Source organism: Streptomyces sp. NPDC001714 (genome assembly GCF_042892755.1).
Taxonomy (GTDB): domain Bacteria; phylum Actinomycetota; class Actinomycetes; order Streptomycetales; family Streptomycetaceae; genus Streptomyces.
In genome coordinates this window covers 319,126-345,125 of the sequence record NZ_JBIAUL010000010.1, presented here as the reverse complement: position 1 = coordinate 345,125, position 26,000 = coordinate 319,126, and the positions used below count along the sequence as shown (strand labels likewise).

Here is a 26,000-nt window from a genome sequence, read left to right as displayed (position 1 = left end):
CCCCGGCGGTACCGAAGGGTCAGGCCACCGGCAGCCCGAGAAGGTCGCGCGCCACCGTCGCCGGCGACTCGTCGCGCTCCCGGGCCAGGGCGACCACGGCCCGGCACGCCAGCTCGCTCACCCCGAACGACAGCGCCTCCGGCGGCACCCAGCCCGCGGCTTCGTCCACCCGGTCCTGGTCGTCCTCCGCCCGGGCCGCGACATAGGCGGCCGCCGCCTCGAACAAGTTGTGCGCGCGCCGGTCACGGCCGGCACGTTGTTCCGGCACCTCCGCTCGCTCGGTGCCACGCAATCTGCCTGCGTACTTGCGGATCCGGTCGTACACGCGGGCTCCCTTCCCCCTGTCGGCTTTCGCCTGCGAACAACTGCCTTCCTCCGTCGAACGTAGGGTTGAAGCCCCGGCAACAGAAGAGGGCCTGCCTGGCCCGGACGCCTCAGCCGGCTCCGGTCCCGGCCTCGCCTTCGAGTGACGCGATGATGGTACGCAGCCAGGCGAGTTCGGCGTGGCTCGGGGCGTGCACGATGATCAGGACGCCGCGGCGGAAGGGGTCGCCCGCCTCCTCGGCGCGCAGCGGCCGGTCGCCGTCGTGGAAGAAGCTCGCGGGCACCTCCAGGAAGGCCGGTCGCCGGCTAACGTCCGCGGACCGCCAGCGCCAGGAACCGGGCGTCCTCGTCCACGTACGACGTCATGCGCCAGCCCGATCCGGCCAGCAGCGGGCCGAGGTTGCCCTCCGCGCGCAGGTCGTCCGGCGTGATCCGCCGTCCCTGGCGCGCGGCCAGAGCGGACCGGCCGATGGGGTGGAACAGGGCGAGGGTGCCGCCGGGCCGGACCACGCGCGCCAACTCCCGCAGGTTCTCCGCCGGACGGGGCAGATGGGCGATCAGGCCCGCGGCGAACACGGCGTCGAGGGACTCCGACCGCACCGGCAGCGCGGCGACGTCGGCGAGCAGCAACCGCCCGTCACGGTCCCGGCCGGCCCGCCGGGCGGCCTGCAGCATCGCCGGGGTGAGGTCCGTCCCGAGGACCGCGCCGGTGGGCCCCACGGCCCGGCGGAGCGGCGGCAGGGCGCGCCCGGTGCCGCACCCCGCGTCGAGCACCCGGTCACCCGTGCGCAGCCCCAGATCGGCGACGGCGGCCGCGTACGCGGGACCGTCGTCGGGGAACCTGCTGTCCCAGTCGGCCGCCCGTGCGGTGAAGAACTCCCGGACATGCGTGTGGTCATCGCTCATGGTCCGCATGATCCCTCACCGTCACGGAGGACGACCCTGCGCGCATGTTCGAGCCGGACGCGATCGTTCCGGCACATCTCTGAGTCATATTGCAACACCTTTCGAAATGCGCCCCCTTTGTGCGCCCGTGCCCCCTAGCGTCCCTGGGCCATGGGACATCTGCACCACGCCACCTTCGGCTGGCTGACCCCCGTGCTGTCGTACGTCATGGCCTGCATAGGCGCGGCACTGGGGCTGCGCTGCACCGTCCGCGCGCTCGGCAGCACGGGCCGCTCGCGCCGCAACTGGCTGCTCACGGCGGCCTCCGCGCTCGGCACCGGCATCTGGACCATGCACTTCGTGGCCATGCTCGGCTTCAGCGTCAGCGGCACCGACATCCGCTACGACGTACCGCTGACCATCCTCAGCCTGCTCGTCGCCGTGGTCGTCGTCAGCGCCGGCGTCTTCGCCGTCGGCTACAGCCGCGACCGCAACCGGGCGCTCCTGCTCGGCGGACTCACCACCGGGCTGGGCGTCGCCAGCATGCACTACCTCGGCATGGCGGCCGTCCGGCTGCACGGCACCGTGCACTACGACCCGATGCTCGTCGGGCTCTCCGTCCTCATCGCCGTGGTCGCCGCGACCGCGGCCCTGTGGGCGGCGCTCAACATCAGGTCTCCCGTCGCGGTCACCGTCGCCTCCCTGGTCATGGGCGCGGCCGTCAGCAGCATGCACTACACCGGCATGTTCGCGGTGAGCGTGCACGTCACGCCCTCCGGCAGCCTCCTGCCCGGGGCCACCGCGATGCAGTTCATCTTCCCCCTCGCCGTCGGCCTCGGGTCCTATCTGTTCCTCACCTCGGCCTTCGTCGCGCTCTCGCCCACGGCCGGGGAACGCGAGGCGTCCGCCTCGGCCCAGCGGCCCGTCACGGGTGCCGCACACTGACCGGCGCCGACCCATCTTTCCCGAGCGAGGAGGCCATGCGTACATCCCGTAGGACCCCGACAGCAGGCCCGGAGACACCGTCACCACAGCCGGTGCGCGGCCGTCGCGCGCACGCCGGACCGCCCGCCGACGAACCGGTCGACGACCTCGTCGGCACCGCGGCGGACAACGCGGCCCGGCCCGGAGGCTGGCGGATCCGCCCGCGGACCGTGCGGGCCAAGGTCGTCTGCCTGCTCATGGTGCCGGTGATGTCCCTGCTCGCCCTGTGGGCGTACGCCACGGTCACCACCGCACAGGACGTCTCCCGGCTGCGCCAGTCCCAGCGCGTCGACGCCACGCTGCGCACCCCGGTCGCCACCGCCGTCGCCGCCCTCCAGGGCGAGCGGGCCGCCGCGGTCCGCTACGCGACCGACCCCGCGGCCGAACAGTCCGCGGACCTCAAGAGGCTGGGCGCCCACACCGATCAGGCCGTGGCCGCACTGCGGCTCGGCAGGGACAGCACCGTCGCCGACGGCGAGGAACTGCCCTCCGGCGTCGCCCAGCGACTGAAGGCATTCGTCACCGGCGCCGAGCAGCTGCGCACACTGCGGAGAGCCGTGCAGAACCGCGGCGCCGGCTGGGAGGCGGCCTACGGGCAGTACACCCAGGTCATCGCCTCGGCCTTCGCCGTGGACGGCGCCCTCACCGGCATCCAGGCCGACGACATGGGTTCCGACGCGCGCGTGCTGCTGGAGTTCTCCCGGGCGGGCGAGGCGCTGGCCCAGGAGGACGCGGTCCTCGGCGGCGCCCGGCTGGCCGGCGGCCTCGACGGCGAGCGGCTGCGGCTGTTCACCGGCGCCGTCGACATCCGCCGTGTCCTCACCGACGCGGCCGTCGCCGATCTGCCCGGTGCCCAGCGCACCGCCTGGCACCGGCTCGCCGACGGCGACGGCTACTCCGCGCTGGCCGCCGCCGAGGACCGGGTCCTTGCGAGCTCGCCCGGAGCCAAGGCGGTCGGCGCGGCCCCGGAAGCCGCCTGGAACACCGCGCACACGCGCGTGCAGGACGGCATGCGGAGCATCCAGGCCGACACGGCACGCGCGGTGGCGGGCCGGGCCGATCCGTTCGCCCGCGGCCTGCTCACCCCGGCCGGCGCCGCCGTCCTGCTCGGTCTGCTCGCCGTGGTCGCCTCGCTCGTCATCTCCGTACGCATCGGACGCGGCCTCGTCGTCGAGCTGGTGAGCCTGCGCAACAGCGCCCTGGAGATCGCCCGCCGCAAACTCCCCGAGGCGATGCGCAGGCTGCGGGCCGGCGAGGAGATCGACGTCCGTGCCGAGGCGCCCCCGGGGCCGCCCGCGGAGGACGAGACCGGGCAGGTCGCCGAGGCCCTGGGTACCGTGCACCGCGCCGCTCTGCGCGCCGCCGTGGAACGCGCCGAACTCGCCAGCGGCATCTCGGGAGTCTTCGTCAACCTCGCCCGCCGCAGCCAGATCCTGGTCCACCGCCAGCTGAGCCTGCTGGACAGCATGGAGCGCCGTTCCGACGACCCCAGCGAACTGAGCGACCTCTTCCGACTCGACCACCTCACGACCCGCATGCGCCGGCACGCGGAGAGCCTGATCATCCTCTCCGGAGCGGCCCCCGGCCGGGCCTGGCGGATGCCCGTGTCCCTGACCAACGTGGTACGGGCCGCGGTGTCCGAGGTCGAGGACTACGCGCGCGTGGAGGTACGGCAGCTCCCCGAGGCGGCCGTCGTCGGCGCGGCCGTCGCCGACCTCACGCATCTGCTCGCCGAGGTCGTGGAGAACGCCGCCCAGTTCTCGCCGCCGCACACGCGCGTGCGCGTCACCGGAGAGCCCGTCGGCAACGGCTACGCCCTGGAGGTCGAGGACCGCGGGCTCGGCATGGGCCAGGAGACCCTCGCCGAGGCCAACCGGCGCATCGAGCAGTCCGAGGCCCTCGACCTGTTCGACAGCGACCGGCTCGGCCTCTTCGTGGTCAGCAGGCTCGCGGCCCGCCACGGCATCAAGGTCCATCTGCGCACGTCTCCGTACGGCGGTACCACCGCGGTGGTCCTGCTGCCGAAGGCCCTGCTGCACGGTGGCCCGGCGGAACGCCCCGTCCCTCCGGCTGCCGACAGAGAACACACGGCGGAACGCGCCTACGCGCGCGTGCCCGGCGCCGCCCTCCCGGAGCCCGCCCCCACCGGCCGGCCCGTCCTCGCCCCCACCCACACCTCACCGCGTCCCGCGCCCGAACCGCCGCCCCCCGGAGTCACCACCTTGAGGCCGCACCGCCCGCCGCACGACTCCGAGCCCTCCGACGACGACCTGCCACGCCGGGTGCGGCAGGCGAGCCTCGCCCCCCAACTGCGCGATCCCCGCACCGAGGAGCCCGCGCCCGCCCGCAGCCGGGACGAGCGCACCCCCGAACTCGTCCGCGACCGCATGACCGCCTACCGCGCCGGCTGGGCGCGCGGCGGCGGCAGGCAACCGGGCCGCGGAGCCGCCCCGGAACCCGAAGTGGGCACTGACAGCACCGAAGGAGACCGCCCATGATCCAGGACCCGAGCCCGAGGGCAGACCGGCGCTCCGGCGAACTCGACTGGCTGCTGGACGACCTGGTGCTGCGCGTCACCGAGGTACGGCATGCCGTCGTGCTCTCCAATGACGGTCTCGCCGTCGGCGCCTCGACCGGCCTCAAACGCGAGGACGCCGAGCACCTCGCCGCCGTCGCCTCCGGTTTCAACAGTCTCGCCAAGGGCGCCGGACGGCACTTCGGGGCGGGCGGGGTGCGCCAGACCATGGTCGAGATGGACGACGCCTTCCTCTTCGTGGCCGCCGCCGGCGACGGCTCCTGCCTCGCCCTGCTCACCGACGTGACCGCCGACATCGGCCTGGTCGCCTACGAGATGGCCCGCCTGGTGAAGCGCGTCGGCGAGCACCTCTACACCGCGCCGCGCGTCGCCGCCCGGCCGCCCGCCGCCGGCTGAGCCGGAAGAGCGCCACCGATGACCGAGTACATGACCGGCACCCCGCACGAGCCGGGCAGCCAGTGGTACGACAGCGAGGCCGGCCCCCTGGTCCGTCCCTACGCCATGACCGGGGGCCGCACCGAACCCGGCCCCACCGGTGTGAAGTTCGACCTGATCGCCCTGGTCACGCTCGACCCGGGCAGGTCCGGCACCGACGACGACACCGCGCTCGGCCCTGAACACCGCGCGCTGGTCGACCTGTGCCGGCTGGAGACGCAGTCCGTCGCCGAACTCGCCGCCGACGCCGACCTCCCCGTGGGGGTGGTCCGGGTGCTCCTGGGCGACCTGCTGGAACTGGGCCGCGTCACCGTGAGCCGCCCGGTACCACCGGCCCAACTGCCCGACGAACGGATTCTGCGCGAGGTCATCGAGGGATTGCGGGCACTGTAGATGAGCATCCGGAACCAACCGGGCACGAGCCGGTCAGAACAGACGCGTTCCGGTCCAACCGTCCGCGACGGGACGGTAGTTGTCATGATGCTGGCTTCGCACCGTCCCGTGCCGCTCAGCCGGTGGTCCGACGTCCGCCGCAACAGGTCCTCCAGGCACTCCCGCAGGCACTCCCGAGAGAAGTGATCATGGTCTCCGAGCACCCCGAGCCCACCACCGACGACACGTCGGCCATGGCGCTCAAGATATTGGTCGCCGGCGGCTTCGGCGTCGGAAAGACGACCCTGGTCGGCGCGGTCAGCGAGATCCGCCCGTTGCGCACCGAGGAGATGCTCAGCGAAGCGGGCCAGCTGGTGGACGACACGGACGGCGTCGACCAGAAGGTCACCACCACCGTCGCCATGGACTTCGGGCGCATCACCATCCGCTCCGGCCTCTCCCTGTACCTCTTCGGCACCCCGGGCCAGGACCGCTTCTGGTTCCTCTGGGACGAACTGTCGCAAGGAGCGCTCGGCGCCGTCGTCCTCGCCGACACCCGCCGCCTGGAGGACTGCTTCCCGGCGGTCGACTACTTCGAGCACCGGCACATCCCGTTCGTCGTCGCCGTCAACTGCTTCGCCGGCGCACGGTCCTACGGCGCCCACGACGTCTCCCGCGCCCTCGACCTGGACCAGGGCACGCCCGTGGTCCTGTGCGACGCCCGGGACCGGGACTCCGGCAAGGAGGTGCTGATCCGGCTCGTCGAGTACGCCGGGCGGATGCACACCGCCCGGCTCCTGGACTCGGTGGGCTGAGCCTCAGCCCGTGAGGTCCTTGAGCGCCACCACCTTCTCCACGGTGACCCTGACCAGCAGCTCGCCCGGGACGCCGTTGCGGGCGCCGAACTCCTCCGCGCGCTCGGCTCCCATGTAACGCGCCGCGATCCGGGTGGCCGAATCACGCAGTTCGCCCAGGTCCTCCGACAGTCGCGCACGCCCGTTCAGCACCACGAAGTGGAACGGGGGCCGGTCGTCGTCCACGCAGAGGGCGACACGCCCGTCACGGGCGAGATTGCGCCCTTTCACGGTGCCCTTGCCGGTGTTGAAGACCAGCTCGTCCCCGTCGAGGAGGAACCAGACAGGTGCCACATGGGGGCTGCCGTCTGCGTTGACGGTGGACAGTTTGCCGGTGCGGGTGCCGTGCGAGACGAACGCCCGCCATTCCTCGTCGGTCATCTTCTCTGCCATGCCCCCATCCTCCTTGCCCGGGCGCCGGTGGTGGGGAAGGCTGGCGGGGAGATCCTCCAGCCAGGGGGAGACGGCACACGGGGAGAAGTTACGACATGGCGCAGAACCAGGGACTCGGCTGGCTGCTCGACGACCTGACCGAGCGCGTGGAGCACGTACGGCACGCGCTGGTCCTGTCCAACGACGGGCTGGTCACGGGAGCGAGCACCGGCCTCCGCCGGGAGGACGCGGAGCATCTGGCCGCCGTCGCCTCCGGGCTGCACAGCCTCGCCAAGGGCTCCGGACGGCACTTCGGCGCGGGCCAGGTCCGCCAGACGATGATCGAGTACGACGAGGCGGTCCTGTTCGTCACCGCGGCCGGAACCGGCAGCTGTCTGTGCGTGCTCAGCGGTGCGGAGGCCGACATCGGCCAGATCGCCTACGAGATGACCCTCCTGGTCAACCGCGTCGGCGAACACCTCGCAGTGGACGCCAGGCAACCGGAGCACTCCTCCGTGACAGACCTCTGACCTGCGGATTCAACCCCCGTCGTGGAGTTGTCCACAGGCCCGCCACGAGTCTCGCCGAACCGGCTACGGTTTTTCCCACGGCGAGCGCACCGGGCGCGAGCCACCTGCTCCACGGGGGAGAACGACCATGTCCGGCACCACCCTTGCCCAGAACCGCCCGCTCACCTGCGCGCCGAGCCGCGCCGCCCGCGAACTGGGCCTCAAGCGGGGCGAGTTCGACCTCGCGGTACACCTCGGACGGATCCGCACCGTGCCCGACGAGGGAGGCGGCGGAGGCCGCCGGGTCCCACGGACCGAGATCGACCGGCTCCGGGACCGATCCGAATCCCTCAGCGCGAGCGTGCAGGTCGTGGGGACGACCGAGGCCGCGGCCCTGATGGGGATCCCGGCGGGCAGGTTCACCCGCGTCGCGAAACTCGGCCTGGTGACCCCGGTGAAGTGGTACCCCAATCGCTACCGCGCCGTGGTCTGGCTCTACCTGGCGGAGGAGCTACGGCGGTTCGCGGCCGACGAGAGGAACACGCGACTGCTCACCGGCCGTACGCCCGCGGAACTGAGCGACCGGCTGCGGGCCGGCGCCGACCAGCGGGCCCGCAACTGGCGCGGACGCCACCGCGGTTTCCTGCTCAGGCAGGCGGACGGACCGTGGGAGCGGGCCGGGGTGGTGGCCGGCTTCCTGGACCCCGGTGAGATCGACGACGTGCTCACGGACCCGCACGAGCGCGCCCACGTGACGGCCTTGCGGCCGGTCCCGCCCGCCCACGGCGCACCGGGTTCGCCGGCCGCGCAGCTCGCCGAGGAGCTCATGACGGCGGCCGACCCGGACGAGATCGACTGGTTCAGGCACGACCTGGCACGGGAAGCGGCGCACGCCCGCACACACCGGCCGGTGCCCCGCCCCGCCGCACCGTCCCCGCACCCCGCGCCCGACCGGCCGGCACACACCCGAGGCCTGCGCGGCTGGCTGCTGCGCAGAAGCCAGCGTCCCGCCCACTGACCGACGGCCCGGACCGCGCCGGCGTCCGCTTCCGCTAGAGGGCGCGGAACAGCCCCTCCTGGACGACCGACACCAGCAGCCGCCCTTCGAGGTCGTAGACCCGCCCGCGGGCCAGGCCGAGGCCGCCCGTGGCGATGGGGGACTCCTGCTCGTACAGGAACCACTCGTCCGCGCGGAAAGGCCGGTGGAACCACATGGCGTGGTCCAGCGAGGCGATGTCGAAGTTCCGCGGCCCCCACAGCGGTTCGACGGGGACCCGGACCGCGTCCAGGAGCGTCATGTCGCTGGCGTAGGTCAGCGCGCAGGTGTGCACCAGCGGATCGTCGCCCAGTGGGCCGACCGCGCGCATCCACACGGCGCTGCGCGGCTCGGCACCCGTTATCTCCTCGGGGTGCCAGCGCAGCCGGTCGACGTAGCGGATGTCGAAGGGCTGGCGGCGCGCCATCCGCTCGAGCTGCTCGGGCAGCTCACCCAGATGCTTGCGGATCTCCTCCGCGAGCGTCGGCAGCGACTCCGGGTGCGGCACCTCGCGGAACTGCGGCAGCTGGTGCTCGAAGGCTCCCACCTCAGGCTTGTGGAAGGAGGCGGTCAGATTGAAGATCGTGCGGCCCTGCTGCACGGCGGTGACCCGGCGCGTCGTGAACGACCGCCCGTCCCGGACCCGTTCCACCTGGTACACGATCGGCACGCCCGGCCGGCCCGGGCGCAGGAAGTACGCGTGCAGCGAGTGCACCGGACGGTCGCCCTCCGTGGTGCGGCTGGCCGCGACCAGCGCCTGGCCGGCCACCTGGCCGCCGAAGACCCGCTGGAGGGACTCCTGGGGGCTGCGGCCGCGGAAGATGTTGACCTCGATCTGCTCCAGGTCGAGCAGGTCGACCAGTCTCTCGGCCGGATTCGTCATGGGCGGGGTTCTCCAGTGGTCAGGGCAGGCCGGGGCGAAGCAGGCCGTGGCGGAGTCGGTCGGGTCAGAGCAGTTCGGGTCAGAGCTGGCCGACATCGGTGACGCGGACGACCGCGCGGCCCTCGGCGTCGGAGGCCGTCAGGTCGATCTCCGCGCTGATGCCCCAGTCGTGGTCGTCGTTCGGGTCGTCGAAGATCTGCCGGACCCGCCACAGCCCGTTCTGCGGCTCCTCCTGGATCACGAGCAGCTTGGGACCGCGGGCGTCGGGGCCGGTGCCCAGGTCCTCGTATTCGTCCCAGTACTTGTCCATCGCCTCGCCCCAGGCCTCGGCGTCCCAGCCGGAGTCCGCGTCCATCTCGCCCAGTTCGTCGACCTGGTCGAGGGCGGCGAGCTCCACCCGGCGGAACATCGCGTTGCGTACCAGGACCCGGAAGGCGCGCGCGTTGGCGGTGACCGGTTTGACCTCGTCGGCCTTCTCCTGGGCCTCCTCGGCGGTCATCTCCTCCGGGTTGGCGAGCTGCTCCCACTCGTCCAGCAGGCTGGAGTCGACCTGGCGGACCATCTCGCCCAGCCACTCGATCAGGTCCTGCAGGTCCTCGGACTTCAGGTCGTCCGGGATGTTGTGGTCCAGGGCCTTGTAGGCGCTGGCGAGGTAGCGCAGCACGATGCCCTCGGTGCGGGCCAGTTCGTAGACCGACACCAATTCCGTGAAGGTCAGCGCCCGTTCGTACATGTCCCGGATGACCGACTTCGGCGACAGCGGATGGTCGCCGACCCAGGGGTGGCTCTTGCGGTACGTGTTGTACGCGTGGAAGAGCAGCTCCTCCAGGGGCTTCGGGTAGCTGACGTCCTGGAGGCGCTCCATGCGCTCCTCGTACTCGACGCCGTCCGCCTTCATCGCGGCCACCGCCTCGCCCTTCGCCTTGTTCATCTGGGCGGCCAGGATCTGCCGAGGGTCGTCGAGGGTGGACTCGACGACGGACACCATGTCGAGCGCGTAGGACGGCGATTCGGGGTCGAGGAGTTCGAACGCGGCCAGAGCGAAGGTCGACAGCGGCTGGTTGAGTGCGAAGTCCTGCTGGAGGTCGACCGTGAGGCGGACGATTCGGCCGGTGGCGTCGGGCTCGTCGAGCTTCTCGACGATGCCGCCGTCGAGCAGCGAGCGGTAGATGGCGATCGCCCGGCGGATGTGCCGCAGCTGCTGCTTGCGCGGCTCGTGGTTGTCCTCCAGGAGGTGGCGCATCGCCTCGAAGGCGTTGCCCGGGCGCGCGATCACCGACAGCAGCATCGTGTGCGTCACCCGGAAGCGCGACGTCAGCGGCTCCGGCTCGGACGCGATCAGCTTCTCGAAGGTGTTCTCCGTCCAGCCGACGAAGCCCTCCGGAGCCTTCTTGCGCACCACCTTGCGCCGCTTCTTCGGGTCGTCGCCCGCCTTGGCCAGCGCCTTCTCGTTCTCGATGACGTGCTCGGGCGCCTGCGCGACCACAAGTCCGGCCGTGTCGAAGCCCGCGCGCCCCGCGCGGCCGGCGATCTGGTGGAACTCCCGGGCGCGCAGGGTGCGTACACGGTTGCCGTCGTACTTGGTCAGGGCCGTGAACAGCACTGTGCGGATGGGCACGTTGACGCCCACGCCCAGGGTGTCGGTGCCGCAGATGACCTTCAGCAGACCGGCCTGCGCGAGCTTCTCCACCAGGCGCCGGTACTTGGGGAGCATGCCGGCGTGGTGCACACCGATGCCGTGCCGGACGTAGCGGGAGAGGTTGCGGCCGAACTTGGTGGTGAAGCGGAAGTTGCCGATCAGCTCGGCGATCTGCTCCTTCTCCTCCTTGGAGGACATGTTGATGCTCATCAGCGCCTGCGCCCGCTCCACCGCCTGCGCCTGCGTGAAGTGCACGATGTAGACCGGTGCCTGCCTGCTCTCCAGGAGCTCGGTGAGCGTCTCGGTCATCGGGGTGAGCCGGTACTCGTAGGAGAGCGGCACCGGGCGGGTCGCCGAGCGGACCACCGCGGTGGGGCGGCCGGTGCGGCGGGTCAGGTCCTGCTCGAAGAAGGAGACGTCGCCGAGGGTGGCCGACATGAGGATGAACTGCGCCTGGGGCAGTTCCAGGAGCGGGATCTGCCAGGCCCAGCCGCGGTCGCCCTCCGCGTAGAAGTGGAACTCGTCCATGACGACCTGGCCGACGTCCGCCTGCTTGCCGTCGCGCAGCGCGATGGAGGCGAGGACCTCGGCGGTGCAGCAGATGACGGGCGCGTCGGAGTTCACGGAGGCGTCGCCGGTGAGCATGCCGACGTTCTCGGTGCCGAAGAGCTTGCACAGCTCGAAGAACTTCTCCGACACCAGCGCCTTGATCGGGGCCGTGTAGAAGGTGACCTCGTCCCGGGCCAGCGCGGCGAAGTGCGCGCCCGCGGCGATCATGCTCTTGCCGGAGCCGGTCGGCGTCGACACGATCACGTTCGCCCCGGAGACCGCCTCGATCAGCGCCTCCTCCTGGTGGGGGTAGAGCGTGAGACCGCGCTCCTGGGCCCATGCCTCGAAGGCTTCGTACAGGGCGTCGGGGTCGGCGGTCGGCGGCAGCTGATCGATGAGGGTCACGCCCCCATCTTGCCTGGCCCACCCGCCGAGGGGGGAATCGGCTTCGAGCACGAAGATCATGGCCGCTACGCTGTGTCGCCGACGGAGCGTCATCGCACCCGGTCAACTGGACAGCGGCATACGAGGAATGGGGCGGGCAACGGCCATGATGGGACCAGCACACTCACTGTCGGGGGCCGCCGCCTGGCTCGGCGTAGGAGCCGCGGCGGCAGCGACCGGGCATACGATGCCCTGGCCGGTGCTGCTGGTGGGAGCGCTGATCTGCGCCGGCGCCGCGCTCGCCCCGGACCTCGACCACAAGGCGGCGACCATCTCGCGCGCCTTCGGGCCGCTGTCGCGCTGGGTCTGCGAGATCGTCGACAAGCTGTCCTACGCCGTCTACAAGGCGACCCGGAAGCAGGGCGACCCGCGCCGTTCCGGCGGCCACCGCACCCTGACGCACACCTGGCTGTGGGCGGTGCTGATCGGCGGGGGCTGTTCGGCCGCGGCGATCCTCGGCGGTCGCTGGGCGGTGCTGGCGATCCTCTTCGCGCACATGGTGCTGGCGATCGAGGGCCTGCTGTGGCGGGCGGCGCGAGGCTCCAGCAGCGACATCCTGGTGTGGCTGCTGGCGGCGACCAGCGCCTGGATCCTGGCCGGCACCCTGGACAAGCCGGGCAACGGGTCGGACTGGCTCTTCACCCAGCCCGGCCAGGAGTACCTGTGGCTGGGGCTGCCGGTGGTGCTGGGGGCGCTGGTGCACGACATCGGGGACGCGCTGACCGTTTCCGGCTGCCCGATCCTGTGGCCCATCCCGATCGGCCGCAAGCGCTGGTACCCGCTGGGCCCGCCGAAGGTGATGCGGTTCCGCGCGGGCAGCTGGGTCGAGCTGAAGGTGCTCATGCCGGTGTTCATGGTGCTGGGCGGCATAGGCTGCGCGGCCGCTCTGAACGTGATCTGAACCGAGGTCCTGCGGACCACCGGCCCGGTGTGCCCCGAGGGTCAGTCCGTCTTCCCCGAGCTGCTTCCGTAGCGGCGCTCGAAGGCGGCGACACGGCCCTCGGTGTCCACGGTGCGGGCCTTCCCGGTGTAGAAGGGGTGGCTCTCGGACGAGATCTCCACGTCCACCACCGGGTAGGTCTGGCCGTCGTCCCACTCGATGGTCTGGTCGCTGGTCGCGGTGGACCGGGTCAGGAAGGCGTATCCGGCGGCGCGGTCGCGGAAGACCACGGGGTGGTAGTCGGGGTGCTTGTCCTGCTGCATGGCGGCTCCTCGAACAGGGCGGACGGGGCGGACAGAGCGGTCGTGACGGTCGGGCAGGGTCGGCCGGGCTCAGCCGTAGGCGGTGTCCTCGTCGACGATGTGCATCGCGGCCTCCTCGGCGGAGGCCCCGGCGCCGTCGATGCCGACGTCGGTGGCGACGAGGCCGTTCTCGTCGTCCTCATGCGCCCCCTCGTCGGGTGCCACGAGCCGGCCGGAGCGCAGATCGCCCACCTCGTTGTCCAGGAGCTCGCCGTCGCCGCCCTGGCAGTCGCCGATGCCGTCGCCGTCGGGGACGGCCGGATCGGGCAGCTCCTCGGCGAGCCGCTGGTCCAGCGTCTCGCCCCGGTGGCGCTCCGCCGCGGTGACCCCGGTGTGCTCCACCGCCCACGGCCGCTCGGGCGGGGACCAGCCACGGTCCAGGGGATCGCTGACGCCGTCGGACTCCAGCGTGTCCTCCACATCGAGCAGCCCCGTGTCCTCACGGATCTCGGACCCGTCGGGCTGGTATACGTCGTCCCCCCATCCGTCGGCGGTGGTCACGGCTACCTCCAGGGAGTGAGGACGCGGTCCGCGGGGCGGGCCGCCGGCACGCTCGGCACGGGTGCGCGGTGGAAACCGTACGGCTCCCGGCCGGTCCCCGAACCTGTGCCGCTCTCCAGCCTTCCACCCCAGCTTGCACCCGCGCAACGGCACGGGGCGCGACCTGCGGCGCGCCGCATCCCGTGCCCCGGCCACCGCGGACCGTCACCCGTGCCACGAGCGCCACAGCGACGCGTAGGCGCCGTCGGCGGCCACCAGCGCGTCATGGCTGCCGAGCTCGCTGATCCGGCCGTTCTCGACCACGGCGATGACGTCCGCGTCATGGGCGGTGTGCAGCCGGTGCGCGATGGCGACCACCGTGCGGCCGTCCAGGACCCGGGCCAGGGACCGCTCCAGACGGCGGGCCGCACGCGGGTCCAGGAGCGAGGTCGCCTCGTCCAGGACCAGCGTGTGCGGGTCGGCCAGCACCAGCCGGGCCAGCGCGATCTGCTGCGCCTGCGCGGGGGTGAGGCCGAGCCCGCCGGAGCCGACCTCGGTGTCCAGGCCCTCCTCCAGGGCCCGCGCCCAGCCGTCCGCGTCGACCGCCCCGAGCGCCGCCCACAGCTCGGCGTCCTCCGCGTCGGTCCGGGCGAGCAGCAGGTTGTCGCGCAGGGAGCCCACGAAGACGTGGTGCTCCTGGTTGACGAGGGCGACGTGGGAACGGACCCGCTCGGCGGTCATCCGGGACAGTTCCGCGCCGCCCAGGGTGATCCGGCCGTCCCGGGGCGCGTAGATCCCGGCGAGCAGCCGGCCGAGGGTGGACTTGCCCGCGCCCGAGGGGCCGACCAGGGCCAGCCGGGTGCCGGGCGCCACCTCCAGGGAGACCTTGCGCAGCACGTCGACGCCCTGGAGGTAGCCGAAGCGGACCTCGTCCGCGTGCACCTCCCGGCCGGCGGGGGCCAGCGCGGCGTCCCCGGCGTCCGGCTCGATGTCCCGCACGCCGACCAGCCGGGCCAGCGACACCTGGGCGACCTGGACCTCGTCGTACCAGCGCAGGATCAGGTTCACCGGATCGACCAGCATCTGGGCGATGAGCGCGCCCGTCGTCAGCTGACCGACGTCGATCCAGCCCTTCAGGACGAAGGCGCCGCCGATCATCAGAACCGAGCCGAGGACCGTGGTGTGGGTGGCGTTGACGGCCGGGAACAGCACCGACCGCAGCCACAGGGTGTAGCGCTCCCACGCCGTCCACTCCTTGACCCGGCGTTCGGACAGGGCGATGCGGCGGGCGGCGAGCCGGTGCGCCTCGATGGTGTGCCCGGCGTCCACGGACTCCGCGAGGGCGGCGGCCACGGACGCGTACCCGGCGGCCTCGGAGCGGTAGCCGGAGGGCGCCCGCCTGAAGTACCAGCGGCAGACGACCACCAGCAGCGGCAGGGCGAGCAGCACGGTGGCGGCCAGCGGCGGAGCCGTGACCACGAGCCCGCCGATCAGCAGCACGACCCACACCACGCCGATCGACAGCTGCGGCACCGCCTCCCGCATGGCGTTGGCGAGCCGGTCGATGTCCGTGGTGATCCGGGACAGCAGGTCGCCCGTGCCCGCCCGCTCCAGGACGCCCGGCGGCAGCCCGACCGACCGGACGAGGAAGTCCTCGCGCAGATCGGCCAGCATCCGCTCGCCGAGCACGGCACCCCGCAGCCGCACCTCCCGCACGAAGACGGCCTGCACGGCGAGCGCCAGCACGAACAGGCCGATGGTCAGGCCCAGATGGAGCTCGCGGGCGCCGTCGGAGACCCGCTCGACGAGCCCGCCGAGCAGATACGGGCCGGCCATGGAGGCGACCACGGCCACCGTGTTGACGGCGATGAGGAGGGTGAAGGCCCGGCGGTGCCGGCGGAACAGTTCGGCCACGTAGGCACGGACGGTCGCGGTGGCGCCGACGGGCAGGGTGGTGGCCGTCGTCGGGGCCGCCGGGTCGTACGCCGGTGGCGCGACGCCGATCATGCGCTCTCCTCGATCTCTTCCAGCGCGCTGCGGTCTCGCAGCGCGGCTTCGCTCTCGTCCGCCCTGTCTCGCAGCGCGGTTCCGTTCTCTTCGGGCGCTGCGCCCTGCGGCGCGGCCTCGTCGTCCGTCTCACGTGTCACCACCGCCCGGTACCGCCGCTCGGTGCGCACCAGTTCGCGGTGCACGCCTACCGCCGCGACCTCGCCCTCGTGGACCAGGACCACCCGGTCGGCCCGGTCCAGCAGCAGCGGCGAGGAGGTGAACACCACGGTCGTACGGCCGGACCTCAGCGCGCGGATCCCCTCCGCGATCCGGGCCTCGGTGTGCGAGTCGACGGCGGAGGTGGGCTCGTCGAGGACGAGCACCCCGGGGTCGGTGATCAGCGACCGGGCCAGCGCGAGCCGCTGGCGCTGTCCGCCCGACAGGGACCGGCCCCGCTCGGTGATCCGGGCGTCCAGCGGGTCGGTGACGTCCAGCGAGCCCTGGACCAGGGCCTCCAGGACGTCACCGCACTGGGCCGCGGCCAGCGCGTCCTCGGCCCGCACGGCCCCGGAGGCCGGCACGTCGAGCAACTCCCGCAGTGAACCGGACAACAGCACCGGGTCCTTGTCCTGGACGAGCACCGCGGTACGGGCGGCCTCCAGAGGCAGTTCGTCGAGCGGTACACCGCCGACCAGCACGGAGGTGCCCGCCTCGGCTGGGTGGCCGCCCAGCCGTTCGGCGAGGTGCCCGGCCGCGTCGGGGTCGCCGCAGACCACGGCGGTCAGCCGGCCCGCGGGAGCGAGCAGGCCGGTGGCCGGGTCGTACAGGTCGCCCTCCGGCACCGTGTCCGCGCGCGAGCCACCGGTGTCCGTGGCCCGGTCCAGGGAGAGCACCCGCGCGGCCCGTTTCGCCGACGGGCGCGAGAAGGAGTAGGCCATGGCGATCTCGGTGAAGTGCTGCAACGGGTAGTTGAGGATCATGACCGCGCTGTAGACGGTGACCAGTTCGCCGACGGTCACGCGGCCCTGCCGGGCCAGGTGCACGCCGTGCCAGACGACCGCGATCAGCAGCAGTCCGGGCAGCAGCACCTGGATCGCGGAGATCAGCGACCACATCCGGGCGCTGCGCACGGCGGCGTGCCGTACCTCCTGGGAGGCGCGGCGGTAGCGGTCGAGGAAGAGGTCCTCGCCGCCGATGCCGCGCAGCACGCGCAGTCCCGCGACGGTGTCCGAGGCCAGCTCGGTGGCCCGGCCGGCCTTGGCGCGCTGGAGGTCGGCGCGCCGGGTGGCCCGGGGCAGCAGCGGCAGCACGGACAGCGCGACCAGGGGCAGTCCGGCGGCGACGACCCAGCCGAGGTCCGGCTGGTAGAAGACCAGGGCGACGCCGACCACGACGACCGTGAGCGCGGCGGCGGTGAAGCGGGAGACCGCTTCCACGAACCAGCCGATCTTCTCGACGTCGCCGGTGGAGACGGCCACCACCTCACCGGCGGCCACCCGCCGGGTCAGCGCGGAGCCCAGCTGGGCGGCCTTGCGGGCGAGCAGTTGCTGGACCCGGGCCGCCGCGGTGATCCAGTTGGTGACGGCGGCCCGGTGCAGGAAGGTGTCGCCGACGGCGATCGCCGTGCCGCACAGCACCAGCAGCCCGCCCGTCAGGGCCAGCCGGGTGCCGGACCGTTCGACGACGGCCTGGACGGCGAGGCCCACGCAGAACGGGAGCGCGGAGACGGACACGAAGTGCAGCAGGCCCCAGGCCAGCGCCTTGAGCTGACCGCCCAGCTGATTCCGCCCCAGCCACCACAGGAACCGAGGACCCGAACGCGCGTCCGGCACGCCTGGATCGGAGTACGGAAGATCTTGAATCTGCATGGCGTCCCAGCGGCTCGGGTCGGGGGAGGTGGCGACAAGCCGTGAAAGGTTCGCCTCGGAGCGTCGTCGAAATCAAACGGTTTTCCCTGTCGGCCCTCGAAATCCGCACCCTTCAGGCCAGGGCTTGCCGTGCAACACGCGCTGAATGTCATGAAATTCAATTAATTGCCTGGTATGTGATGCCAGGATGGCCGGGTGCAGATCAAGAGCCTCCGGCGGACGACCGCCACGGCGGCGGTCATCGGGGCCGTCCTGGTGACCCTGAGCGCCTGCGGGGCGTCACCGATCGGTGGCGCGAAGAACGGCCTGCCGGGGCCACACGCCGGAGCACCGGGAACTCCGGGAACTCCGGCCCCGAGTGCCGCCGCGGCGGGCCAGGCCTGGCAGCAGCCGGACCGGGCCGTGCCCGCCGGGGATCCAGGCCGGCTGCCGGGCGTCGGCGGGCTGCTGCAGGCGGAGATCCCCGCCGACTCCCGGCAGGTCGTCGCCGTGTACGGGGAGGGCGTGGAATCGGCCGACTCCACGGTCGTGCTGTACACCCGGGAGGACCGTGGCTGGCGGCCGGTGGGCAGTTGGCCCGCCCACAACGGGCGGTCCGGCTGGACCACAGACCATCACGCGGGTGACGGACGCAGTCCGGTCGGGGTGTTCACCGTCACCGACGCCGGCGGTGTGCTCCCCGACCCGGGCACCCGGCTCTCCTACGCCCAGGGCCGGGACCTCTACACACCCCCGCACTACTGGAGGCCGGCGTACCGGCACGACTTCGACTACGTCATCGCCATCGACTACAACCGCCTGCGGGGCACACCGCCGCACGACACCACCCACCCCTGGGGCGCCGAGCGGGGCGGCGGCATCTGGTTGCACCTCGACCACGGCAGCGGCACCTCGGCGTGCATCGGCCTGCCCAGGGAGGCCATGGAGTACCTGCTCCGCACCCTCGACCCGGCCCGCGACCCCGTCGTGGTGATGGGGGACCGGCCGAGCCTGCTGTCCTAGCGCGGTCCCGGGCCCCCGTGCGGTGGTCACTGTCCGTCCGGGACGGCCTCGCTCCCGGACGAGCCCGTGCCGGTGCCGCGCGTGTCCAGCACGTCCACGTCGTCCGCCCGGACGTAGGCGAGCCGGTGACCGAACTGGATCTCGTAGTACCGCTCCTGACCCACCACCACGGGCTGAGGTGTGGCGGAGAAGGTGGACCGGTCGACGTAGGAGCCGCCGAGGCCGGACTGCGTCACGTACCGCTGCCCCGCCCGCAGGCTGTACGGCAGCGGCGACTCGTCCTCCCCCTCCATCCCGTCCGGGTAGGCCTCCGCCTCCGGGAGGGCCCGCCCGAACACCGGGATCTCGTCGAGGCCCTCCTTCGGCGTCACCATGCGGCCGCTCGCGCCGACGGCCGTCGGGTGCACCGCGGGGTTCTTGAACCACGCCTTGTTGCCCTGGTACCAGATCGCCGTCCACTCGCCGCGGCGGTCGGCCACGGCGAAGGTCTGGCCGGTGGAGACCCGCGAACCCAGGTCGCTGACGTCCTCCGTGGACGGGTCGCCGTCCGGCCTGCGGCCCGGGTCCTGGATCAGCGGAGCGTTCTCGTCCGGCCGGGTGTACAGGCGGACGGCGCTGGAGCCGTGCGGTTGGCACCGCTTGCCCTCGCCGTCGCACCCCGTGTACCGCGGTTTGTGGGTGGCGTAGTCCGGCAGGATCATCACCATCGGGCTGTCCGGTCCGGCCGTGGCCTTCAGCGGCGCGCCGAGGAGGTCGAAGTAGTGCCGCCAGTCCCAGAACGGCCCCGGGTCCTCGTGCATCTCGGGGATGCTGTCGCCGGTCGGGGACGGCACGTTGTCATGGCCGAAGATGTGCTGCCGGTCCATCGGGACGCCGTACTTCTTCGCCAGGTAGCGCACCAGCCGGGCCGAGGACCGGTACATCTGCTCCGTGTACCAGGTCCCGGGGTGGGTGAGGAAGCCTTCGTGCTCGATGCCGATCGAGCGGGCGTTCACGAACTTGCTGCCGGAGTGCCAGGCCTCGTCCTTGGTCCTGACGTGCTGGGTGATGTGGCCGTCGCTGGAACGGATCGAGTAGTGCCAGGACGCCTCGGTCGGGTCCTGCACGGTCTTGAACATGTTCGGCAGCGTCGACTCGGTGTCGTGGATGACGATGTACTCGATCCGCTGGTCCCGGGGCCGGTCGGCGAGGTCGTGGTTGCCGTAGTCGCCGTCTTCGTCGATCTCCTCGTAGGGCGCGGCGAGCCAGTCGCAGGCCAACTCGGGTGGGCACTCCACGTTCTTCGGCCGTTTGGGGGCCTGCGGGCCGGGGTGCGGGCTGACGCCCGGCGTGGCGGGGAGGGTGACCTCCTGTCCGTCGGCGGTGGTCCGGTGCGCGCCCCGGCGGATCAGACCGAAGACGTCGTTGGCGTACGTCGTCGCCGACGTGACGTCACGGGTACCGGGGAAACGTTCCACCGCCTGCCACCAGTCCTCCGGGTCGGCGCTGAGCGGCTTGCCGAGATGCCGTTGGGCGGCGGCCAGCAGCGCCGCGCCGCCGCGGACGTTGGCGACGGCGTCGGTCCGCAGCTGTCCGGCGGGGACCTTGATCAGCCGTGCGGCGTGTTCCAGGTCCGCCGGTTGTACGGCGTGACCGCCGGCCGCGAACGCCGTTCCCGCGAGCGGGTCGGCCCTGCCGCCGTCCGGCGCCGGCGGGCCCGGTGCGGCTGACCGGTCCGCGGCGCGGGCACGGGCGGTGTCCACCAGGTGCATCGGACCGTAGCCCCCCGCGATGCTCGGGGTGCCCGGGTGGGTGTCCCAGCGCGACTGCATGTAGGACACGCTCATGAGCACGCTGCGTGGGACGTGGAACTCGCGTGCGGCGTCCGTGAAGGCGTTCTGCAGACGCTGGTCCTCCGCTTCGTCGGTGCCGGACGCCGGGAGGATCAGCAGCGGTGGCAGCAGCGCGGCCGTCGCGATCAGGCAGGCCGTCAGGCGGCACGTCCGGAGGGCACTGGGCACACGTGGAGCGACAGTTCTTCTCATACCAGAGGGTCTCCAACCGCTTGCTGAGGGTCTCCAAGCACGCTCGTCGCAACCAGGGCAAGGGGATTGCCCTTCATGTCACCCCTCGTACGTTTCCGTGCCGGGCGCGACACGGCGCGCCGAGCGTCGACCGGGTGGCCCAGCGCTCCGGCAGAGGCCACCCGGTCGGCGGGCAACGGCCCGGCGGCCGGCGGCGGCCGCCGGGCCGCGCGGGCTCAGTCCTCGACCGGGTCCACCTGCCAGTCCGGATGCCCCGGCATCGGCGGCGTGTCGGGCCCGTACAGCCACGGCTTCAGAAACGGCGTCAGATCCTCGCCCGCGACCCGGGAGGCGAGCGCGACGAAGTCATCGGTGCCGGCCGCGCGCCCCCGGAATCGGGTCACCCAGGTGCGTTCGATCCGGTCGAACGTCTCGTCACCGACCTTCTCCCGCAGGGCATACAGCACCAGCGCCGAGCCGTCGTAGCGCATCACCTTGAACAGTGTCGGCTCCGTGGGCTCGGCCGGGGCGCCGTCGTCGTGGCGCCACTGGTCGTGCTGCTCGTACGCCGCCCGCATGGCGTCCTCCATGCCGACGCCGCCGTGCTCGGCGGAGTACAGCCGTTCGTAGTAGCGGGCATGACCCTCGCTCAGCCACAGGTCGGACCAGCGCCTGACGGCGACGCTGTCACCCGTCCAATGGTGTGTCAGCTCGTGGACGAGATTGCGTTCTGCGTCGACCCGGTCGCCCAGCAGGTCGTCCTTGGGTACGACGGACAGGGACTGCGTCTCCAGTGCCACCGGCAGGTCGGTGTCGCCGACGAGGACGCCGTAGCGGTGGAACGGATACGGGCCGAGGCGCTGTTCCAGCCAGGCGAGGTGCTCCGGGGTGAGCGAGCGTTCGGCCGCGGTGTCCGTGACCAGGTCGTCCGGCACCACGTCCCGCACGGCCAGCCCGCCCGGCCCCCTGCCGCCGACGAACGTGAACTTCCCGATCGCCATCTGGACCAGCTGTGCCGCGACGGGCTCCTCGGAGTCGTACGTCCACTGCACCCGCCCGCCGGGCTGCCGGACGCGTTCGACGAGCCGGCCGTTGGCCACCGCGCTGAGACCCGGCGGGGTGGTGATCCGGAACGTCATGGGGGCCCGCAGGCTGGGATGGTCGTCCACCGGGAAGACCATCTTGGCGCCGTCCGGCTGAGCGCAGATCAGTGTGCCGTCGGGGGTGGGCACCCAGCCGTACTCGCGGATCGCGTCGCTCCGGTGCCGTCGCTGGGTCGGGTCGGCCGTGTAGGCGACGCGGACGGTGAACGTGCTGCCGCGCGGGATCGGGCGTGCGGGCGTGACGACGAGTTCGTCGCCGTCGCGTACGGCGGTGGCCGGCGCGCCGTCGACGGTGACCCGGTGCAGGGTGTTTCCCGCGAAGTCCAGGTCGAAGCGGGACAGCGCCTGGGTGGCGGTGGCGCTGATGGTGGTACCGGCCGGGAAGGGCGTCTCGGGGGCCCGCCAGTCGAGGTCGAGCGTGTAACGGCGGACCGTGTAGCCGCCGTTGCCGGCCAGCGGCATGAGCGGGTCGCCGATCCCGGGTGCGCCGGGGGACGGGGCGGCGCCGGACGAGGCCGCCGAGGCGCCGGGGGCGGCCGAGCCGTGGCCCCGCTGCGGGACACCGCCCGAGCAGCCGGTGCCGGTGAGCGCGACGGCTGCCGTGAACGCGAGGACGGCGCGCAGGGCGCGAGCGGTCATGATCTCCATGGCAGCACTGTGACAGTGTCATCCGCTTATAGCACCATTTGTAACCTTGATGTACCTCCACCCCGGCCGGGTGGCCGAACGGCCTGCTGTCGATCGGTCCGGCCGTTGCGGCCGGCGGCCAACTCCCCGTAGAACACGGGCCATGAGAAAACGGATCGTCATGTCCATGCTCGCCGGGGCGACCCTCCTGGCGAGCGCGCTCCTCGGTACGGGGGCGCCCGCCGCCCGTGCCGCCGACGTCCCGGCCGAGTTCGGCACCGACTGGCACGACCCGGTGACCGCGGCCCCGCCGGTGTCCGTGCCCAAGGGCGCAAAGTCCTGTCAAGTCACCCTGGCCGAGGCGCAGTTCCGCGACTTCACGCCGTACCGGGGAACGTACACGCCCCCGCAGGGCTGCGGTGAACGCTGGAGCAGGGTGGTCCTGCGGCTGGACGGCAAGGTGAAGGGCCGTCAGTACGACCGCCTGGGCTACCTGCACGTCGGCGGCGTCGAGGTGCTGCGCACCTCCACCCCCGAGCCCTCGCCGGACGGCATCGAGTGGCACGTGGAGAAGGACGTCACCCGCTACAGCGACACCTTCCGCGGCACACAGGACGTCGAGATGCTCATCGGCAACGTTGTCGACGACACCTACACCGGCGTCATCGACGTCAAGGCCACGCTCACCTTCTACACGGGACGCCCCGAGGCCTCGGTCCCCGACAAGGTGCTCACCCTGGCCGGCGACGGCACCACCCTCACCACCCCGCGCAACAGCGAACGCATCGTCGCCGAGGTGTACGCCACCGGGTCCGGCGGCGGCTGCGAGGAGTTCTGGTACCTGACCGTGGCCGACCCGGCGCCGTACTCCTGCAAGGCGGACAAGGGCCCCTACCGGGAGGTGCAGATCAAGGTCGACGGCCGACCGGCCGGAATCGCCGCGCCGTTCCCGAACGTGTGGACCGGCGGCTGGTCCGACCCGTTCCTCTGGTACGTCATACCGGCCCCGCACGCCTTCGACGTCAGACCGATCGAATACGACCTGACGCCGTTCGCGGGGATCCTGAACGACGGCCGCCCCCACCAGGTCGAGGTCTCCGTGGCCGGGGTGCCCGAGGGCCAGGCCGGCTGGAGCGCCCCCATGAACGTGCTGGTCTGGCAGGACGCGCACCGGGCCCAGGTCACCGGCAAGCTCACCGAGGTGAAGAGCTCCGAGCCCGTCAACTCCTCGGTCTACACACCGGGGTCGGGGGAGTACCGGGTCGACACCGACGCCGGGCACCGGCTCACCGTCTCCGGATACGTCGACACCTCGCACGGCCGGGTGACCACCACCGTCAGCCGCACGCTGGCCAACACCTCCGTGCACCGCTGGAACGACGGCGAGACGACGGACGCGCTCGACGCCACCTGGACGGACGACCAGAGCGTCACCGTCGGCGCGGGCGGACCGCCCCGGACCACCCGCACCCACCGCACGTACACCATGAACGGCGCCACCACGATCGGCACCGACGACCGGCTGCGCACCGAACTCACCCTCGGCGACCGGGCCGTGATCAGGCGATCCGGCGGCGGCTGGTCACGGCTCGACGACACCTACAGCGGGGACGCGACGTACACCCTGAACGTGCCGCGCGACCAGCGGCACGCGGTCGGCACGTCGAGCGAGCGGTACCGGCTGTACGGCCCGGACGGCCGCTACGACCGCTCGCTGGCCACCGAACAGGGGGTGCTGACGGTGGACCGCAGCCTCTGCTGAGGGCCTGCCGCTGAGCCGAGTCGTGTGCGACGCGTCACTCGGCCGGTGATTTACACGGTTGTGACACGGCGGTCTCGAACAGGATCAAGAACACCTCCAGAGTGATCGGCACGGAAAACGCTTTCCGTATCGCAGAAGTCCCGCTCGGCTTCCGCGAGTCGATCCCCCCACCAGGAGTGCCCGTGCCGTCGTCCGAACCGTCCCTGCCGCGACGCGTCGCACGCATACTGCGTACCTCTCTCTTCGCGCAGGTCGCCTGCGCGCTCGTGCTCGGCATCGTCGTCGGGCGGCTGTGGCCCGGGTTCGCCTCGGACCTCCAGCCGCTCGGCGACGGATTCACCCGGCTCATCAAGACGATCATCTCGCCGCTGGTGTTCTGCGTGGTCGTCGTCGGCATCGCCAAGGCCGGTGACCTCAAGGCCTTCGGGCGGATCGGGCTCAAGGCGCTGATCTGGTTCGAGGTGGCGAGCACGCTGGCGCTGGTCATCGGACTCGTCGCCGCCAACGTCGTCCAGCCCGGCGCCGGGATGCACGTCGATCCGGCCACGCTGAGCGCCAAGGCGGTCGACGCGAAGACGGGCGGCGGCTCGCTGCCCACGACGACCGAGTTCGTCCTCGACGCCCTGCCGACCAGTTTCATAGGCGCCTTCGCCGAGAACTCCCTGCTCCAGGTGCTCGTCCTGGCCTGCCTGGTGGGCGCGGCGCTGCTCCACCTCGGGCAGACCAGGGTGCCGCAGGTGCTGCCCGCCATCGAGCAGGCCCAGGAGATCATCTTCGCGATCGTCGGCTTCGTGATGCGCCTCGCCCCGATCGCCGTGTTCGGGGCGATGGCCGTCCTGATCGGCCAGTACGGGCTGGGGGTCATCGAGACCTACGCCAAGCTCATCGTCCTCTGTTACGCGGCCGCCGCGCTCTTCGTCGCCCTGCTCGCCGTCGCCCTGAAGGCGCTCACCGGGCTCAGCCTCTGGAAGTTCGTCCGCTACATCCGTGAGGAAGTGCTGCTCGCGCTCGGCACCGCCTCCACGGAGTCCGTGCTGCCCCGCGTGATGCAGAAGCTGCGCAGGGCGGGTGCACGGGACGACGCGGTCGGGCTGGTGCTGCCCACCGGCTACTCCTTCAACCTCGACGGCGCCTCGCTCTACCTCTCCATCGGCACCCTGTTCATCGCGCAGGCCGTGGGCGTAGACCTGAGCCTCGGTCAGCAGATCACTGTGGTCCTGGTGCTGATGCTCACCAGCAAGGGCATGGCCGGCATCCCCGGTTCGGCCTTCCTCGCCCTGTCCGCGACCGCCTCCTCGCTCGGGGCCGTCCCGGCCGGTGCCGTCGCCCTGCTGCTCGGCGTGGACCGCATCATGGACTCGATGCGTGTCGTCACCAACCTGCTCGGCAACTGCGTCGCCGTCTTCGCGGTCTCCCGCTGGGAGGGCGCGCTGGACGTGGAGCGGGCGAAACGGGTGCTGGGCGGTGAGGGCGCGGTCGCCGAGGCGGCGGAACAGGCCGAGGAACTGGTGTCCGAGAGCTGACCGGACGACGGGAAGCGGTTCCCCCGCCGGAAGGGCGGGCAGGGTGAGCCGCTTCGCCGTGTCTCAGCAGTGCTTCGCCGCCACCGGCCCGTCGACCAGCGTGTCCAGCAGTCCGCCCAGCGTCTCCCGCTGCTCCGGCGAGAGCGGGGCCAGGATCTCCTCGGCCGCCGACCTCCGCGCCGCCCGCAGCTCGCGCAGGGTCTCGTGCCCCTCGTCCGTGATCTCGATCCGGGTCACCCGGCGGTTCGTCGGATCCGGCACCCGGCGCACCTTGCCGCTCGCCTCCAGGCCGTCGACCAGCGTCGTCACCGCGCGCGGCACCACCTCCAGGCGCTCGGCGAGGTCGGCCATGCGTGGGGGTGCCTCGTAGTGCGCGAGGGTGCGCAGCAGCCGAGACTGGGCCGGGGTGACGCCCAGATCGCGCGCCGCCAGATGGCGCTTCTGGATACGCCACACCCGGCGCGTGAGGCGCAGCAGCTGCTCGGCGAGCGGGCCGTCGGGGTCGGGGGTGCTCATGCGGGAATAATAACAGGACATTGTTCATTGTGAGCGTAGGTAACAGTGAGCTATGCTCCGTGA

General features: G+C 72.1%; 23 protein-coding genes and 1 pseudogene. 11 read left to right on the top strand and 13 right to left on the bottom strand.

Translation table 11 applies throughout. From position 1 onward, the window contains the following. Window positions 1–19 precede the first annotated feature (19 nt). The 3 genes and pseudogenes from ACFY0P_RS26900 to ACFY0P_RS26890 all read right to left on the bottom strand — a co-directional run bounded on the left by ACFY0P_RS26900 (window position 20) and on the right by ACFY0P_RS26890 (window position 1,230). Entirely contained in the window at window positions 20–325 is a 306-nt protein-coding gene (locus ACFY0P_RS26900) for a hypothetical protein (RefSeq protein WP_388918080.1), read from the bottom strand. A 109-nt stretch (window positions 326–434) separates the two neighbouring features. After that, window positions 435–635: pseudogene (locus tag ACFY0P_RS26895) on the bottom strand (PadR family transcriptional regulator); the annotation flags it as partial. Beyond that, a complete protein-coding gene (locus ACFY0P_RS26890) occupies window positions 631–1,230 on the bottom strand; it encodes a class I SAM-dependent methyltransferase (protein ID WP_388918077.1) in 600 nt (199 codons plus the stop codon). The gene ACFY0P_RS26890 and the pseudogene ACFY0P_RS26895, both read right to left, overlap by 5 nt. A 150-nt stretch (window positions 1,231–1,380) precedes the next feature. On the opposite strand from ACFY0P_RS26890, the gene ACFY0P_RS26885 reads away from it, so the two are divergent. The 5 genes from ACFY0P_RS26885 to ACFY0P_RS26865 all read left to right on the top strand — a co-directional run bounded on the left by ACFY0P_RS26885 (window position 1,381) and on the right by ACFY0P_RS26865 (window position 6,351). After that, window positions 1,381–2,154 (top strand): MHYT domain-containing protein, encoded by a 774-nt coding sequence (locus tag ACFY0P_RS26885; RefSeq protein ID WP_388918074.1) that lies wholly within the window; start codon window positions 1,381–1,383, stop codon window positions 2,152–2,154. A gap of 35 nt (window positions 2,155–2,189) precedes the next feature. Next, window positions 2,190–4,691: a nitrate- and nitrite sensing domain-containing protein gene (locus ACFY0P_RS26880; RefSeq protein ID WP_388918071.1), complete on the top strand. Its 2,502-nt coding sequence runs from the start codon at window positions 2,190–2,192 to the stop codon at window positions 4,689–4,691. Next, window positions 4,688–5,125: a roadblock/LC7 domain-containing protein gene (locus ACFY0P_RS26875; protein ID WP_388918068.1), complete on the top strand. Its 438-nt coding sequence runs from the start codon at window positions 4,688–4,690 to the stop codon at window positions 5,123–5,125. Before ACFY0P_RS26880 ends, ACFY0P_RS26875 begins: the two co-directional genes overlap by 4 nt. A gap of 18 nt (window positions 5,126–5,143) precedes the next feature. Further along, complete coding sequence (locus ACFY0P_RS26870; RefSeq protein WP_388918065.1) at window positions 5,144–5,557, top strand: DUF742 domain-containing protein; 414 nt, start codon at window positions 5,144–5,146, stop codon at window positions 5,555–5,557. 188 nt (window positions 5,558–5,745) lie between these two features. Continuing rightward, window positions 5,746–6,351, top strand: a complete 606-nt coding sequence (locus tag ACFY0P_RS26865; RefSeq protein ID WP_388918062.1) for an ATP/GTP-binding protein — start codon at window positions 5,746–5,748, stop codon at window positions 6,349–6,351. A gap of 3 nt (window positions 6,352–6,354) precedes the next feature. On the opposite strand, the gene ACFY0P_RS26860 is transcribed toward ACFY0P_RS26865, so the two are convergent. Then, a complete protein-coding gene (locus ACFY0P_RS26860) occupies window positions 6,355–6,783 on the bottom strand; it encodes a PPOX class F420-dependent oxidoreductase (protein ID WP_388918059.1) in 429 nt (142 codons plus the stop codon). A gap of 95 nt (window positions 6,784–6,878) precedes the next feature. Between ACFY0P_RS26860 and ACFY0P_RS26855 the strand changes: the two genes are divergently transcribed. Further along, entirely contained in the window at window positions 6,879–7,292 is a 414-nt protein-coding gene (locus tag ACFY0P_RS26855; RefSeq protein WP_388918056.1) for a roadblock/LC7 domain-containing protein, read from the top strand. A 127-nt stretch (window positions 7,293–7,419) separates the two neighbouring features. Next, window positions 7,420–8,289, top strand: coding sequence for a DUF6397 family protein (locus ACFY0P_RS26850; protein ID WP_388918053.1), 870 nt, complete (start codon window positions 7,420–7,422; stop codon window positions 8,287–8,289). A gap of 34 nt (window positions 8,290–8,323) precedes the next feature. Here ACFY0P_RS26850 and ACFY0P_RS26845 read toward each other — a convergent pair whose 3' ends face one another. Continuing rightward, window positions 8,324–9,190: an acyl-CoA thioesterase gene (locus ACFY0P_RS26845; RefSeq protein ID WP_388918050.1), complete on the bottom strand. Its 867-nt coding sequence runs from the start codon at window positions 9,188–9,190 to the stop codon at window positions 8,324–8,326. A 79-nt stretch (window positions 9,191–9,269) separates the two neighbouring features. Next, window positions 9,270–11,783 carry a DEAD/DEAH box helicase gene (locus ACFY0P_RS26840; protein ID WP_388918047.1) on the bottom strand — a complete coding sequence of 838 codons (2,514 nt, stop codon included), beginning with the start codon at window positions 11,781–11,783 and terminating at the stop codon, window positions 9,270–9,272. Window positions 11,784–11,928: 145 nt separating this feature from the next. On the opposite strand from ACFY0P_RS26840, the gene ACFY0P_RS26835 reads away from it, so the two are divergent. Then, complete coding sequence (locus ACFY0P_RS26835; protein ID WP_351492021.1) at window positions 11,929–12,723, top strand: metal-dependent hydrolase; 795 nt, start codon at window positions 11,929–11,931, stop codon at window positions 12,721–12,723. Window positions 12,724–12,764: 41 nt separating this feature from the next. Here the strand turns inward: ACFY0P_RS26835 and ACFY0P_RS26830 are convergent, their stop codons facing one another. The 4 genes from ACFY0P_RS26830 to ACFY0P_RS26815 form a co-directional block, all read right to left on the bottom strand. Beyond that, on the bottom strand, window positions 12,765–13,025 hold the full coding sequence (locus ACFY0P_RS26830; protein ID WP_388918044.1) for a type B 50S ribosomal protein L31: 261 nt from the start codon (window positions 13,023–13,025) through the stop codon (window positions 12,765–12,767). Between the two features lie 69 nt (window positions 13,026–13,094). Continuing rightward, entirely contained in the window at window positions 13,095–13,565 is a 471-nt protein-coding gene (locus ACFY0P_RS26825; protein WP_388918041.1) for a DUF5709 domain-containing protein, read from the bottom strand. 204 nt (window positions 13,566–13,769) lie between these two features. Continuing rightward, a complete protein-coding gene (locus tag ACFY0P_RS26820) occupies window positions 13,770–15,551 on the bottom strand; it encodes an ABC transporter ATP-binding protein (protein ID WP_388918038.1) in 1,782 nt (593 codons plus the stop codon). After that, complete coding sequence (locus tag ACFY0P_RS26815) at window positions 15,548–17,401, bottom strand: ABC transporter ATP-binding protein (protein WP_388918035.1); 1,854 nt, start codon at window positions 17,399–17,401, stop codon at window positions 15,548–15,550. The genes ACFY0P_RS26820 and ACFY0P_RS26815 overlap by 4 nt, the downstream gene beginning before the upstream one ends. A 195-nt stretch (window positions 17,402–17,596) precedes the next feature. Here ACFY0P_RS26815 and ACFY0P_RS26810 point away from each other — a divergent pair, with 195 nt between their 5' ends. Next, window positions 17,597–18,403, top strand: a complete 807-nt coding sequence (locus tag ACFY0P_RS26810; RefSeq protein ID WP_388918032.1) for a L,D-transpeptidase family protein — start codon at window positions 17,597–17,599, stop codon at window positions 18,401–18,403. Between the two features lie 26 nt (window positions 18,404–18,429). Here the strand turns inward: ACFY0P_RS26810 and ACFY0P_RS26805 are convergent, their stop codons facing one another. Beyond that, window positions 18,430–20,427, bottom strand: a complete 1,998-nt coding sequence (locus ACFY0P_RS26805) for an N-acetylmuramoyl-L-alanine amidase (RefSeq protein WP_388918029.1) — start codon at window positions 20,425–20,427, stop codon at window positions 18,430–18,432. Window positions 20,428–20,642: 215 nt separating this feature from the next. Next, on the bottom strand, window positions 20,643–22,157 hold the full coding sequence (locus ACFY0P_RS26800) for a M1 family metallopeptidase (protein WP_388918026.1): 1,515 nt from the start codon (window positions 22,155–22,157) through the stop codon (window positions 20,643–20,645). A 142-nt stretch (window positions 22,158–22,299) separates the two neighbouring features. On the opposite strand from ACFY0P_RS26800, the gene ACFY0P_RS26795 reads away from it, so the two are divergent. Both ACFY0P_RS26795 and ACFY0P_RS26790 read left to right on the top strand, forming a co-directional pair. Beyond that, the gene (locus ACFY0P_RS26795) at window positions 22,300–23,898 is read left to right on the top strand and encodes a peptide-N4-asparagine amidase (protein WP_388918023.1); all 1,599 of its coding nucleotides are present in this window, start codon (window positions 22,300–22,302) and stop codon (window positions 23,896–23,898) included. Window positions 23,899–24,080: 182 nt separating this feature from the next. After that, on the top strand, window positions 24,081–25,421 hold the full coding sequence (locus tag ACFY0P_RS26790; RefSeq protein ID WP_388918020.1) for a cation:dicarboxylate symporter family transporter: 1,341 nt from the start codon (window positions 24,081–24,083) through the stop codon (window positions 25,419–25,421). Between the two features lie 63 nt (window positions 25,422–25,484). On the opposite strand, the gene ACFY0P_RS26785 is transcribed toward ACFY0P_RS26790, so the two are convergent. Then, complete coding sequence (locus ACFY0P_RS26785) at window positions 25,485–25,937, bottom strand: MarR family winged helix-turn-helix transcriptional regulator (RefSeq protein ID WP_388918017.1); 453 nt, start codon at window positions 25,935–25,937, stop codon at window positions 25,485–25,487. Window positions 25,938–26,000: the final 63 nt, after the last annotated feature.